Here is a 13253-nt window from a genome sequence, read left to right as displayed (position 1 = left end):
GAAAGACATTTCAATATGGGGATCGCGGAAGGCAACATGATGGGCGTGGCAGCGGGACTGGCAGCCAGTCATAAGATTGTCTATGCATCGAGCTTTGCGATGTTTGCGGCAGGAAGAGCGTTTGAACAGATCCGCAACAGCATCTGTTATCCGAATTTGAACGTCAAGGTGTGTGCGACCCATGCGGGGATCAGTGTAGGCGAAGACGGCGCCAGCCATCAGAGTGTGGAGGATATTGCGATCATGCGAAGCATCCCGAACATGAAAGTGTTCCAGCCCTGCGATGCCAGGGAGACCGAACAGATCATCAAGGCCGTGGCCGATATCGAAGGACCGTGTTATGTACGTTTGGGACGATTGGGCGTAGAGGATGTGTATGATGACAGTTATACGTGGGAATACGGCAAGGGACAGGTACTCAAAAAAGGAAGCAAGATCGCCATCATTGCAACAGGACTTATGGTACAGGAATCCTTGAAAGCCATCGAACAGCTGGAAGGTATCGAACCGACACTGATCAACATTTCCACGATCAAGCCAATCGATAAGGATTTGATCTTAGAAACGGCCAAGACACATGATGTGATCGTAACGATCGAGGAGCACAATGTGATCGGCGGCCTGGGTGGAGCAGTAGCCGAAACCCTGGCACCATATGGACTACCATGTCGTCAGTACATGATGGGTATGCAGGACAGTTTTGGACGAAGCGGTAAACCAAAAGACTTATTAGCCCACTATCATTTGGATGCTTCAAGCATTGCCCAAAAGATCAAAGAAATCATGAAGTAACGAGAACTGCCATAGGGCAGTTCTTTTGACAATTTTGAAAAGTTTGTTATAATTCCTACTATAAAGATAGGCGTTGATAAAGGAGGCATACATATGACTATCTACAAAAATGTTACAGAGCTCATCGGAAATACACCGGTAGTGGAACTGTCCAATCTGGAAAAGGAACAAGGATTGAAGGTGCAGTTGTTGGCGAAAGTGGAATTCTTTAATCCAGCTGGCAGTGTAAAAGATCGTATTGCGAAAAGAATGATTGAAAAAGCGGAAGAACAGGGCTTATTGAAAAAAGGAGCGACGATCATTGAACCAACCAGTGGAAATACAGGAATCGGGTTAGCTTCTGTCTGTGCCTCCAAGGGATATAAAGCTATATTTACCATGCCGGAAACGATGAGTGTGGAAAGAAGAAATCTTTTAAAGGCTTATGGAGCCAAGATTGTCTTAACACCAGGCTCACAGGGAATGAAAGGTGCGATTGCCAAGGCAAAGGAACTGCAGGAAAGTACGCCAAATTCTTTGATTCCAAGTCAGTTTACTAATTTGGAAAACCCACAGGCACATTATGAAACCACCGGGCCGGAGCTTTGGGAACAAACGGATGGAGAGATTGATATCTTTGTGGCAGGTGTCGGAACGGGTGGAACAATCAGCGGTACCGGAAAATATTTGAAGGAAAAGAATCCGAATATAAAGATTGTTGCGGTGGAGCCGGAAGGATCACCGGTATTATCCCAGGGAAAAGCCGGTCCACATGGCATCCAGGGAATCGGCGCCGGATTTGTACCGGATACGTTAAATACACAGATCTATGATGAGATTGTTACCGTTACTAACGAAAATGCCTATAACACAGGCCGTGCCATTGCCCAAAAAGAAGGACTATTGGTGGGAATATCTTCCGGGGCCAGCGTATATGCAGCTATTCAATTGGCAAAGCGTCCGGAAAACGAAGGAAAACGTATCGTAGCCTTAATGCCAGATACCGGAGAGCGTTATCTTTCTACACCGATGTTTACACAAGAGTAAGTCAGAATTTATTTCTGGCTTTTTCTTTTGGTTAGATAAATGGCCAAAAGTCCACCTGTTAATTTAAATACGATAAAGAAAAAGGTTGTCTTTGTATCCGTCATTGCCGCAATAAAGCCCATTTGTCCTCCTAAGGCATACGCACCGCTAACGCAAAAGGCAGCGTTGATTCTTTTGCCTTCCGGACTCATTTTCGGATACAGTGACAAGATCGCAATGGAACTGCCTAAAGAAAGCAACAATCCAATTAAGGTCATTGTTTCGATACCGCAAAACCTTGTAAAGCTCTGTAGTGGCTTTTTGGCATAATGTAAAATGAGTTGACACAACACATGCGAGCCGGCAACAATCATTGTGATTTGAAAGACAAGCAATAATCCATCAAGTAAAGTATTCATAGATACAAAAGGTAGATGGAAGAAATAAGAGAGAAGTACGATTCCAAAACAAAGAAGACCGATGATTTCAATTCCCTTGGCAAAATACTGAAGAAGCCTCAGCAGCAAGCTTTTATTCTTCCATAATCCTAAAAATAAAAGTCCATAGATACAAAATAGTGGAATCAATAGGACAAAATCGATTTGTAAGGACAATAGAAGCAATATAGGAATGAGTCCTAATAAGCCATACGTAACACCTTCCATAAAAAGAGGGTGTTCTTTTGGCTTTAATTGACCTAAAAAGATAGGAAATTGAAAACTGATCAGACATCCTAACGTGCTTGTTAAAAAGACACCGGTTAGAAAAAAGGTGGCAGGATCATGAATATAGCTTTGAATTAGCGGCAGACCGCCTAGATCGGGTGACAATAAAGAGCCTATGATCACGCTGCTGGAAGGATGTAAGCGTAAAAAGGAAAGGTCTAACTGGTCGGATAAAGTGACAAACAGACAATAAAATCCTAATAAGGAAAGACAGAGACTGCCCATAGTATTTAAAGCCTGGTCGATACATCCGGCCAATCCCCATTTTCCATTTTGAAGTTTATCGAGTAAACCTACAATCGCAAAACCGATGAGAATGCATACAAATATATTCATGTGTATATTGTATATGCAAAATACATTATCGGCTATAGTAAACTGATATTGGAAGACGACTGAGATTGGTTTTATAATAAAACTGAAGATAAATAAAGGAGGGGATCATCTTGATTACACATGATTTTAAAGGAGTGAAATTATCCGGTTTAGGCTTAGGTGCAATGCGATTACCTACTGTAGAGGGAAAAGAGAATCAACCAGATCAAGACAAAGTCAATGAAATGGTAGCATATGCGATTGAACAGGGTATCAATTATTTTGATACCGCATGGGGCTATCATGGAGGTCAAAGCGAAATCGTTTTAGGCAATGCTTTAAAGAAATTTGATCGCTCGCAATATTATCTGGCTGACAAATTTCCCGGATATGATTTAGATAATATGCCACATGTTGAAGAAATCTTTACTAAACAACTACAAAAGTGTCAAACAGAATACTTTGATTTTTATTTATTTCATAATGTCTGTGAGAAAAATATCGATGCGTATCTCGATCCGCAATATCAAATTTTAGACTATCTTTTAAAACAAAAGGAACAGGGAAGAATCTGTCATTTAGGTTTTTCCTGTCATGGAGAAATGCCGGTATTAAAAAGATTTTTAAAGGAATACGGCGAATATATGGAGTTTTGTCAGCTGCAGATCAATTATGTGGATTGGAAATTTCAACATGCCAAGGAAAAGGTGGAGTTGTTGGATGAATACGGTATTGATGTTTGGGTCATGGAGCCTTTGCGTGGTGGCAAGCTGGCCCAGTTAAAGCCGGAATATGAAAGTCGATTACATGCGCTTCGCCCTACGGAAAGCATACCAGCCTGGGCTTTTCGATTCCTGCAGAGTATACCACAGGTAAAGATGGTACTTTCCGGGATGTCGAATATGCAACAGCTGCAGGAAAACATTGAAACGTGGTCAACGAAAAAAACTTTAAACGATACGGAAAAAGAAGTCCTGTTTTCCATTGTGGAAGAGATGATAAAGAAGATCGTCGTTCCTTGTACTTCCTGTCGTTATTGTACTTCTCGTTGTCCACAGGGACTGGATATTCCCAAATTATTATCCTTATACAATGAACATGCCTTTAGTCAGGGAGGATTTATTGCCCCTATGGTTGTTTCTACCTTGAAAGACAAAGGGCCTGGTGTCTGCGTACAATGTCATAGTTGTGAAAAGGTTTGTCCGCAACAAATTCATATTTCGGAAGTATTAAAAGATTTTACAGTTCGTTTACGATAAAGAAAACAAGAGAAAAATTAGACACTTTTCACAATTAGTCCATAGAAAAACAATTTATACTTGTGATATACTTCTTTCATGGAAACAAATAGACTACGTTTGGTTTTGTGTGATATTGACAGTACGCTGATCAATTCAAAGAGGGAATTAACCCCCCGTACGAAAGATATGATTGAAAAGCTGCATGCGCAAGGTGTGTATTTCGGTTTGGCTTCCGGAAGACCGGTGGATGAACTGCAGCGCTATGCGACAGGATGGGGGATTTCCTTTCCTTTCGAAGTTTTAATTGGTATGAACGGTAGTGAGCTATGGGATGAAATTCATCATAAGCAATACGATTACTATAAGTTGAAAAAAGAATGGATCCAGGAAATCCTGGAGGCCATGCATCCCTTTGAAGCCAATGCGTTCATTTATTTGGATGGCAAATTGGTGGCACAAAGAATCGATGAAGCGATGAAGCATTCGGCTGTGACCTCACAAAAACTGATCCACGTGATCGAAAGTGATGCCGAGTTATACGCTTATGATAATGCGAAGATCATGTTTCGTATGAGTGCTGAAGATACGTTGAAGGCCGAAAAGTATTTTAATGAACATCCCAATCCTTATTATAAGGCATTTAAGACACAGACAACGTTGTTGGAATTTGCCGATCGTCGTATATCAAAAGGCTATACCGTTAAAAAGCTGGCTGATCAGTATGATTTTGGATTGGAAAACATTTGGGCTTTTGGCGATACGACCAACGACAACACGATGTTGGAAGTAAGTGGCAGGGGCATTTGTATGTGTAACGGAAGCGATGATACCAAGGCCATAGCGGATGAAATCACAGAATTTGACAATGACCATGATGGCGTAGCCAACTATATCGAGAAACATTTTTTCAGACATCAAGGAGGTTAGACCATGAAGAAAGTTGCATTAATGATCGATTCAAGTGCGGATATTACCAAAGAAAAGGCAAAAGAACTAAACCTTCATGTTTTGCGTATGCCTGTTATCGTAGATGGAAAAGAATACATGGAAGCAGAAACGATTACCGATGAACAAGTGTTAGAGGCGTTGGAAGCACAAAAAAGTGTAAAAACGGCTCAGCCAATTGTCGGTGATATGATACGCATGTGGGATGATTTGTTGAAAACACACGATGAGGTGTTTTATCTTCCCTTAAGCAATGCCTTATCCGGCACCAACAAAACGGCAATCACACTGGCAAAGAACTATGAGGGGAAAGTAACGGTTGTACAAAGTGAATTTGTTTGTTATCCAACGGTGATCATGATGCAGATGGTCAAAGAGATGATTGAAAAAGGATATACTTGTGCGCAGATCAAGGAAAAAATTGAAACAGAAGGAGAATTGCTGGCGGTATTGATACCGGAAAAGCTGGATACATTAAAAGCAGGAGGTCGTATATCACCGGCTGTTGCCGCTATAGCAGGATTATTGAAGATCGTTCCTTTATTGAATATTCGTCATGGTGCCATTGATTTAGAAGACAAGGTTCGCACCTTGAAGAAAGCTTATCAAAAAGGAATTGAAGTCGTGACAAAGGATGTGAATCCGGAGGATTATATCTGGATGGTTATCGATGCCTTTGATCCAAAGAAAAGCGAAGACTGTAAAAAGATGTTGGAGGAGGCCATCGGTCAACCGGTACAGCAGCACTCTTTTAAAACGGTCATCTTATCACATGTAGGCAAAGGAACCATCGGTTTTGGACGCGTCAAAAAGATAGAATATTAGAAAGGCGGAGCATTCCGCTTTTTTTACACCATAATTTAACATATTCATTTTAAATTCATCTTACAGTTCATGCTTATACTGTCACCTATGAAAAATAGAAAAATACGGTTTTTGTTTTCTTTTCTGTTTGCGGTATGTTGTATGGGTTTGATGTTTATCATTTATACGTTGTCAAGTGAAGATGGATACGCCTCCGGACAACGCAGTGCCAATGTACAGGAAATCATTAAAGAAAACGTTCATGAATATATGGATTCAACAGAAATAGGACAGAACCTTCACTATGGACTTCAATCTTTGATTGAAGCGATTTCTCCGGATGGGGATAACTGGTATCAGACCATTCGTGATATTGCGCATTTCAGTTTGTATTTCTTTCTTGCGCTTTTATTGTACATTACTTTTTCCATTGCCGGAATTTCCCGACTTTGGAAGATCATCTTATCTTTATTGATTTGTTTAGGCTATGCACTATTTGATGAATTTCATCAAAGTATGGTCATCGGAAGAATCAGTACGATGGACGATGTTATAGTGGATATGTGCGGAACTTTAATGAGTTTAGGACTTTGTTGGGTCATATCTGCTTTCTGCGCCAGCCTTCGTTCAAAACCAAGGCAGAGATTGTAATTTAGTTAAAATAAGGTATAATTTGTTTAATCAAAATAAACTTTAAGGAGATGCGAACATGGAATGTAAACAATGTGGAAATAGTCTTCCGGAAAACGCTAAGTTTTGTCCGGAATGTGGTGCTCCTGTGCCGACCGATGATGTTGTCGAAGAAACACCATCCGCAAAAGAAAAAGTAGAAGTTGTAGAAGAAGTTATCGAAGAAGGCCAAACAACAGAAGCGGAAGAACCGGTACAAGATGTCGTGGAAGAAGTAGAGGAAACTGAAGAAGATACGATTATCCAGGAAGAACCGGTTGAATCGGAAGAAGAAAATGCGCGAGAGGAAGAATGGTATTATGTCAAGGAAAGTCAATCGGCTGGACCTTTTACGCTGGAGCAGATGATTGAACGAATTCGTGATGCGCAGATCAAAGAAGAAACTTTGGTATGGAAAGCCGGAATGGCTGACTGGCAGAAGTTAAAAGATACGGAATTAAAAGAATATCTTCCGACACCAGATGTAAAGCCGGAAGGAGATCAATGGTATTTTGTCGATGCCAACAATAAACAAAATGGTCCTTATACAGTGGAACAGATGAAAGGCTTGATTCAGGCCCATCAAATTTATGGAAATACGTTTGTATGGAAAACCGGGATGGCTGACTGGAAGCGTTTAAAGGATACAGAACTTGCTTCTTATGTGATGCCGGAAGCACCTAAACAGGAGAGTGCGCATCAAACTTTTACAAAAAAGCCGATCCATATTTCAGAAAGAAGCATTGGATTGTCCATTGTCTTAAGCATTGTGACATGCAGCATTTATTATTACTATTGGTTATATACCTTGGCAAGAGATGTCAATGAATGTTGTAGAGCACAAAATAAATCTGGACCTGGAGAGCCGGGAATTGTTGTTCTGTTGTCATTGATCACATGCGGTTTATACGGTATTTACTTTTACTGGAAAGCCGGAAAAGTGTTAAGTGAGCTAGAATTTGATAATGGATATAGAGTTTCCGATAACAGTATTATCATGTTAGTTCTTCCGTTCTTAGGCTTAGGAATCATTTCAATGGCCATTTGCCAAAGCACTTTAAACGATATTTGTCGTTATGGAAATGAGTAAAAAGATTATCAAGGTGACAGGAGTTGTTTTCGTATTGCTCCTGTTTCTTCTTTTTATCGGTGTATATTGTCCTATACAAAAAATCTTTGGGATTCCATGTCCCGGCTGTAATATGACGACCAGTTTATATTATCTGGTTCAGGGAAATCTAAAGGCTTCCATGTTTTATCATGCGATGTTAATTCCTACGATGGTCTTCGGCTTGTTGATCTTCTACTGCCATATCAAAAAAAAGAGGAAGTGGCAAGAGCGGTTACTATGGATGTGGGCCGGCTGTATGATTGTCTATTATATGTATCGTATGATTTTTATTTTTCCGGATATTCCGATGGTTTATGATACCAACAGTATTTTCGGACAGTTCTTCCATATTTCTTTATAGTGGTAAACGATAGGAAATCTATTGTTTATACGACTTAAAAGGACGTTCGTGCAGAAAAGGAAGTAAATAGGTTGACAACCCTTTCTAATCTGCCTATAATGAGCACATACAAGTAAATCAGTTGAAGATAGAGGTAGCGATGCATCAGAGTACTGCAGGGAGCCGGCGGGCTGTGAAATACAGGAAAGGTAATCATCGCCGAAGGGAATGATATGGCAATGTCATTTCTTGGGGCTTTGGGAAATACTCAATGCACTCCTTCGCAAGAAGAGGGGTTATCTTAAAGGCGAAAGAACCAAGGCCATATGGATAACACATATGGTCTTTTCTATTTTCAACCTAAATTAGGAGGAAAAGAGATATGAAAAAATTACTTGCAGCATTAGCCGTTGGAACACTGGCTTTGGCCGGTTGTTCGAGTGGTACAGACAGTGCCAATGATGACACGTTTACCGTAGGAATGGAATGCGGTTATCAGCCGTTTAACTGGCAAACATCCGATGCCCAAACCGACTCTGCCGTTGAGATCAGCGGCGGTGGAGGATATTGTGATGGATATGATGTAATGATGTCACAAGCCATTGCCGATGAATTAGGTCAAAAATTAGAAGTGAAGAAAATTTCATGGGATGGTCTGCAGCCTGCTTTGGATTCTGGAGAAATTGATGCGATCGTTGCCGGTATGACAGCCAGTGATGAGCGTGAAGAAGGAATCGACTTTACAACGCCTTACTACGAAAGTGAAGGAATGGTCATGATCGTTCGTGCGGACAGTGAAATGGCCGGTTATACAGATATCCAGGATTTCTCCGGTCATAAAGTAATCGGACAGAAAAACACCAACTATGATACCGTTATCGATCAAATCGAAGGTGTTGATCATCAGACACCACTTGCAACGTATCCGGAATTAGTAGCCGCTTTACAAAATGGAGTAGCCGATGGTATAACAGCGGAAATGCCGGTTGCCGAAGGTGTTGTAGCCGCCAATCCAGGACTTGCGATCGTACAGTTTGCAGAAGGACATGGATTTGATGTAGATACGACCGTATCAATCGGATTGAAAGAAGGAACACGCGATTCTGATTTCTTCAAGAGTGTACAGGACGCATTAGATTCCATCAGTCAAGATACAAGAAATGAATATATGAAAACTGCGGTTGAAAACGCACCAACCGAAGAATAGGAAGGTTTGATGATCCATGAGTATCGATTTTGGAAGGGCATATGAAATATTTATAGAGAATTGGAGCTTGTTTTCTTACGGTATCCAAAATACTCTCTTATTCGCAATCGTTGGTACGGTTGTCGGGCTGATCCTGGGATTGATAACCGGAGCCTTGCGTGCAATTCCGGAAGATCCCATGGATTCATTTCCTGTTAAGATTTTAAAGAAGCTTGCGAGATGGATCGTAGGCTTCTATGTCTGGTTTTTTAGGGGTACACCGATGATGGTACAGGCCTTGTTCTTTTTCTACTTGCTTCGTCCGATTTTAGGATGGACAGGTTTCTCGGCCGGTTTGATCATCATCTCAGTCAATACTGGTGCCTATATGGCGGAAATTATTCGTGGTGGTATTCAGTCTATCGATGCCGGACAAAGTGAAGCGGCAAAATCCCTGGGGATGACAACGTTTCAAACGATGGTTTCCATTATTTTTCCGCAAGCCATTAAAAACACCTTTCCGACGATTGGAAATCAGCTGATCGTCAACATCAAAGACAGCTGTATGTTAAATGCGATCCAGGTAACAGAGCTTTACTTCCAGTCTTCTTCGGTAGCCGGAAGTAACATGAAATTTGCCGAAGTTTACTTTTTGGAAATGGTGATGTACCTTGCCTTAACAACGATCGCAACATTGATCCTGAATGCTGTGGAAAGAAAAATCAACAAGACAAAGACAGTAACAATCAAGGAAAACTGTGCATAGGAGGTTTGTATGGAAACAGTCATTCAAGTACAACATTTGAAAAAACATTTTGGGGATCTTCAAGTTTTAAACGATATCGACTTTGAAATCAATAAAGGAGAAGTGGTTACGATTATCGGATCCTCCGGTTCGGGAAAAAGTACGCTTCTTCGCTGTATCAACTTGTTGGAGATTCCGGATGGCGGAAACATCTTATATAAAGGAACAGATATTTTAAGTGGCAAGCTTCCTTTGACAACCTATCGTTCCAAAGTGGGAATGGTTTTTCAAAGCTTTAATTTATTTGCGAATAAGACCGTTTTAGAAAATTGTATGATCGGCCAGATCAAAGTCTTAAAGCGTTCGAAAGAAGAAGCACAAAAAATTGCCATGCAGCACTTGGAAGAAGTCGGTATGCAGAATTTTGCCGATGCCAGTTCGACACGTTTATCCGGTGGACAAAAGCAACGTGTGGCGATTGCCCGTGCTTTATGTATGGATCCGGAAGTCTTACTGTTTGATGAACCAACATCTGCGTTAGACCCGGAAATGGTTGGCGATGTTTTAGAAGTTATGCAGACACTAGCCAAAGAAGGCTTGACAATGGCTATTGTGACCCATGAGATGCAGTTTGCCAAAGATGTCAGTGATCGTGTGATTTTTATGGACAAAGGTGTCATTGCCGAAGAAGGAACACCGCAGCAGATTTTTGAAAAACCGCAGCACCAGCGTACAAAACAATTCTTATCACGTTATTTTGACCGTTAAAAACGGTCTTTTTTTGTGGTTGGTCATTTTGAAAACAGTTACATTTTTCAATTCTGTTACAATCCAAATTTCATAGAAACTTAACAGTTTTTTTTCTTCTTTTTCGACGGGCATTGTGTTATATTTAAAGTGCTATAGAATGGTTAAAGATTGTTCTTAGGAGGAATACATATGGTTAGAAGAATCGGGATTTTAACCTCAGGAGGAGACTCGCCGGGGATGAATGCAGCCATACGAGCTGTCACAAAAGTCGGTTTGAACAGTGGCCTTGAAGTATTCGGTATCTATAATGGATACAAAGGAATGGTAGAGGGCTATATTGAACCGATGACTCGCGAAACGATTCGTGAGATTGTCAACCGAGGAGGAACGATTCTTGGATCGGCCCGTTTACCGGAGTTTAAAGATGAGGAAGTTCGCCGCAAGGCCATTCATCAGCTTTCCAAACGAGGCATTGAGGCCGTTGTTGTTATCGGAGGAGACGGTTCGTATCGTGGTGCCTTGTCGTTGACAGAAATGGGAATCAATTGTATCGGTTTGCCGGGTACGATCGATAACGATATCACCTGTACAGATTTCACGATTGGATTCCATACGGCATTGGAAACCGTTGTCGATGCAATCGATAAACTGCGTGATACATCAAATTCTCATCATCGCTGTTCTATTGTCGAAGTTATGGGAAACCGTTGTGGGGATCTGGCACTTTGGTCTGGAATCGCATCCGGAGCCGATATGATCGTGACCAGTGAAACCGGTTTTGATGAAAATGACGTTTTGGATCGCTTACGCGATTTGGATATTATACGAAAGAAAAAACATGCGATTGTCGTGATTTCCGAGAAGATCACCGATGTCGATCAGTTTGCCAAGAAAGTGACGTTAAATACAGGTTTTTCAGGAAGGGCAACTGTATTAGGTCACATTCAGCGTGGTGGTTCACCATGTCCATATGATCGTATGTTGGCATCTCAAATGGGAGAAAAAGCAGTAGATCTTTTAATGCAGGGCATTGGAGGACACTGTGTCTGCATTCGCGACAATAAGATCGTATCTTACCCGATCGAAAAGGCACTGAGCATGCCTGCTGAATCTCGTAAGCCATTACAAAACTTATTCGAACGATTAGTTTAGAAGGAAAAAAGGAAGGAATCGAAAAAAATTATGTGTATTAGTGACAAGAAGACAAAAATTATTTGTACGATTGGTCCGGCCAGTGAAGATAAGGAAACTTTGAAGAAGCTGGTTTTGGCCGGTATGAACATTGCCCGTTTGAACTTCTCTCATGGAAGTTATGAAGAACATGGCAATCGAATCAAATTGATTCGTGAAGTTTCTAAGGAGTTAAATAAACCAATCGGTATCTTATTGGATACAAAAGGTCCGGAAATCCGTTTAGGTGATTTTAAAGATGGTGGCTGCCAGTTTAATGAAGGTGACATTGTCAAGATCGTTAAAAAGGAAGTAGAAGGAACACATGAACAGTTTACACTGCGGTGTCCGGAGGTATTCCACGATGTAAAAGCCGGTGACTGTATCTTAATGGATGACGGAAAATTAAAAGTGACGATTCTGGAAGTAACAGAAGATGAGATTCAGGGACGTATTGAAAACCCTCACTTCTTAAAGAGCCGTAAAGGATGTAACTTGCCAGGTGTTGTATTAAGTATGCCTTTCATTTCGGAAAAGGATGAAGCTGATATTCGTTTTGGATGTAAACAAGATGTGGATTATATCGCAGCCAGCTTTACACGCCGTAAAGATGATGTATTGGCCATTCGTAAGATCTTGATTTCTGAAAGAAAAGACAACATTCAGATTTTCCCTAAGATCGAAAACCAGGAAGGTTTTGATAACCTGCGTGATATTTTGGAAGTCAGTGACGGTGTCATGGTTGCCCGTGGTGACTTAGGTGTTGATGTCAGCCTGGAAATGGTTCCGATTTATCAGAAACAGATCATCTCAATTGCCAACGAATTAGGTAAACCAGTTGTCACAGCTACACATATGTTGGAAAGTATGCAGGAAAACCCACGTCCAACACGTGCAGAAGCCAGTGACGTTGCCAATGCGATTATGGATGGTACAGACTGTATCATGTTGTCAGGAGAAAGTGCTGCCGGTCATTATCCGGTAGAATGTGTACAGACAATGCACCGTATCGCCGATGCGATCGAGCCTATGATTCCTTATCAACAACGTTTAAAACAAGGAATTCGTACTTCACGTAATTCTTTGAACGATGCCATTGGTGTCAGTGCTGCCGATACATCTATTGCGTTGGATATCAAATGCATCATTGCCTTTACACAGAGTGGTCTAACAGCTCGTCGTTTGGCACGTTTTAGACCAGAAGCTCCAATCATCGGTGTATGTTTTGACGAAGTTACGGAAAGAGCCATGCTTCCAATCTTTGGTGTAGAGCCATATTTCAGCGATATTCAGAACACACGCGAGAATGATGTGGATTTGGCAAAGAATATTGCCTTGATGAAGGGTTGCCATTACGGCGATTTCATCATTGTTGTTGCCGGTTATCCGGAAGGACACGGGGCAACAAATATGATGCGTATTGTCGAAATCACTGAAAACTAAGTAATCACAATC

General features: G+C 41.2%; 14 protein-coding genes and 1 riboswitch. Of the genes, 13 read left to right on the top strand and 1 reads right to left on the bottom strand.

The genetic code is table 11. The features are described 5' to 3' along the window. Both G413_RS0108435 and cysK read left to right on the top strand, forming a co-directional pair. On the top strand, positions 1–792 hold a 792-nt coding region (locus tag G413_RS0108435; protein ID WP_022790458.1), incomplete at its 5' end, for a transketolase family protein. Between the two features lie 93 nt (positions 793–885). Continuing rightward, positions 886–1818: a cysteine synthase A gene (gene cysK, locus G413_RS0108430; protein WP_022790457.1), complete on the top strand. Its 933-nt coding sequence runs from the start codon at positions 886–888 to the stop codon at positions 1816–1818. An 8-nt stretch (positions 1819–1826) separates the two neighbouring features. Here the strand turns inward: cysK and eutH are convergent, their stop codons facing one another. Beyond that, entirely contained in the window at positions 1827–2858 is a 1032-nt protein-coding gene (gene eutH / locus G413_RS0108425) for an ethanolamine utilization protein EutH (RefSeq protein WP_022790456.1), read from the bottom strand. Positions 2859–2968: 110 nt separating this feature from the next. On the opposite strand from eutH, the gene G413_RS0108420 reads away from it, so the two are divergent. The 11 genes from G413_RS0108420 to pyk all read left to right on the top strand — a co-directional run bounded on the left by G413_RS0108420 (position 2969) and on the right by pyk (position 13241). Continuing rightward, on the top strand, positions 2969–4096 hold the full coding sequence (locus tag G413_RS0108420) for an aldo/keto reductase (RefSeq protein ID WP_022790455.1): 1128 nt from the start codon (positions 2969–2971) through the stop codon (positions 4094–4096). Positions 4097–4174: 78 nt separating this feature from the next. Continuing rightward, positions 4175–5005, top strand: a complete 831-nt coding sequence (locus G413_RS0108415) for a Cof-type HAD-IIB family hydrolase (RefSeq protein WP_022790454.1) — start codon at positions 4175–4177, stop codon at positions 5003–5005. A 3-nt stretch (positions 5006–5008) separates the two neighbouring features. Then, complete coding sequence (locus G413_RS0108410) at positions 5009–5848, top strand: DegV family protein (RefSeq protein ID WP_022790453.1); 840 nt, start codon at positions 5009–5011, stop codon at positions 5846–5848. 111 nt (positions 5849–5959) lie between these two features. After that, positions 5960–6478 carry a VanZ family protein gene (locus G413_RS11320; protein ID WP_162138406.1) on the top strand — a complete coding sequence of 173 codons (519 nt, stop codon included), beginning with the start codon at positions 5960–5962 and terminating at the stop codon, positions 6476–6478. 58 nt (positions 6479–6536) lie between these two features. Next, positions 6537–7586 (top strand): GYF domain-containing protein, encoded by a 1050-nt coding sequence (locus G413_RS11825; protein ID WP_022790451.1) that lies wholly within the window; start codon positions 6537–6539, stop codon positions 7584–7586. Beyond that, positions 7579–7968, top strand: coding sequence for a DUF2752 domain-containing protein (locus tag G413_RS0108395; protein ID WP_162138405.1), 390 nt, complete (start codon positions 7579–7581; stop codon positions 7966–7968). Before G413_RS11825 ends, G413_RS0108395 begins: the two co-directional genes overlap by 8 nt. 120 nt (positions 7969–8088) lie before the next feature. Then, a riboswitch (Lysine riboswitch) is annotated at positions 8089–8254 on the top strand. 75 nt (positions 8255–8329) lie between these two features. Further along, positions 8330–9154 carry a transporter substrate-binding domain-containing protein gene (locus G413_RS0108390; protein ID WP_022790449.1) on the top strand — a complete coding sequence of 275 codons (825 nt, stop codon included), beginning with the start codon at positions 8330–8332 and terminating at the stop codon, positions 9152–9154. A gap of 16 nt (positions 9155–9170) precedes the next feature. Continuing rightward, complete coding sequence (locus tag G413_RS0108385; RefSeq protein ID WP_022790448.1) at positions 9171–9899, top strand: amino acid ABC transporter permease; 729 nt, start codon at positions 9171–9173, stop codon at positions 9897–9899. 9 nt (positions 9900–9908) lie between these two features. Continuing rightward, on the top strand, positions 9909–10646 hold the full coding sequence (locus tag G413_RS0108380; protein WP_022790447.1) for an amino acid ABC transporter ATP-binding protein: 738 nt from the start codon (positions 9909–9911) through the stop codon (positions 10644–10646). A 171-nt stretch (positions 10647–10817) separates the two neighbouring features. Then, positions 10818–11780, top strand: a complete 963-nt coding sequence (gene pfkA / locus G413_RS0108375; protein ID WP_022790446.1) for a 6-phosphofructokinase — start codon at positions 10818–10820, stop codon at positions 11778–11780. A gap of 30 nt (positions 11781–11810) precedes the next feature. Continuing rightward, positions 11811–13241, top strand: a complete 1431-nt coding sequence (gene pyk / locus G413_RS0108370) for a pyruvate kinase (protein ID WP_022790445.1) — start codon at positions 11811–11813, stop codon at positions 13239–13241. Positions 13242–13253 lie beyond the last annotated feature (12 nt).

The organism is Faecalicoccus pleomorphus DSM 20574, assembly GCF_000420345.1.
In the GTDB taxonomy this organism is placed as follows: domain Bacteria; phylum Bacillota_I; class Bacilli_A; order Erysipelotrichales; family Erysipelotrichaceae; genus Faecalicoccus; species Faecalicoccus pleomorphus.
The sequence above is the reverse complement of the archived record's forward strand: the minus strand, read 5'-3'. Positions and strand labels throughout refer to the sequence as shown.

Bases quoted from the DNA above. Each gene is read 5' to 3' on its own strand.
- cysK (WP_022790457.1), top strand. From the start codon at position 886: ATGACTATCTACAAAAATGTTACAGAGCTCATCGGAAATACACCGGTA.
- eutH (WP_022790456.1), bottom strand. From the start codon at position 2,858: ATGAATATATTTGTATGCATTCTCATCGGTTTTGCGATTGTAGGTTTA.
- G413_RS0108415 (WP_022790454.1), top strand. From the start codon at position 4,175: ATGGAAACAAATAGACTACGTTTGGTTTTGTGTGATATTGACAGTACG.
- G413_RS0108410 (WP_022790453.1), top strand. From the start codon at position 5,009: ATGAAGAAAGTTGCATTAATGATCGATTCAAGTGCGGATATTACCAAA.
- G413_RS11825 (WP_022790451.1), top strand. From the start codon at position 6,537: ATGGAATGTAAACAATGTGGAAATAGTCTTCCGGAAAACGCTAAGTTT.
- G413_RS0108395 (WP_162138405.1), top strand. From the start codon at position 7,579: ATGAGTAAAAAGATTATCAAGGTGACAGGAGTTGTTTTCGTATTGCTC.
- G413_RS0108390 (WP_022790449.1), top strand. From the start codon at position 8,330: ATGAAAAAATTACTTGCAGCATTAGCCGTTGGAACACTGGCTTTGGCC.
- G413_RS0108385 (WP_022790448.1), top strand. From the start codon at position 9,171: ATGAGTATCGATTTTGGAAGGGCATATGAAATATTTATAGAGAATTGG.
- G413_RS0108380 (WP_022790447.1), top strand. From the start codon at position 9,909: ATGGAAACAGTCATTCAAGTACAACATTTGAAAAAACATTTTGGGGAT.
- pfkA (WP_022790446.1), top strand. From the start codon at position 10,818: ATGGTTAGAAGAATCGGGATTTTAACCTCAGGAGGAGACTCGCCGGGG.
- pyk (WP_022790445.1), top strand. From the start codon at position 11,811: ATGTGTATTAGTGACAAGAAGACAAAAATTATTTGTACGATTGGTCCG.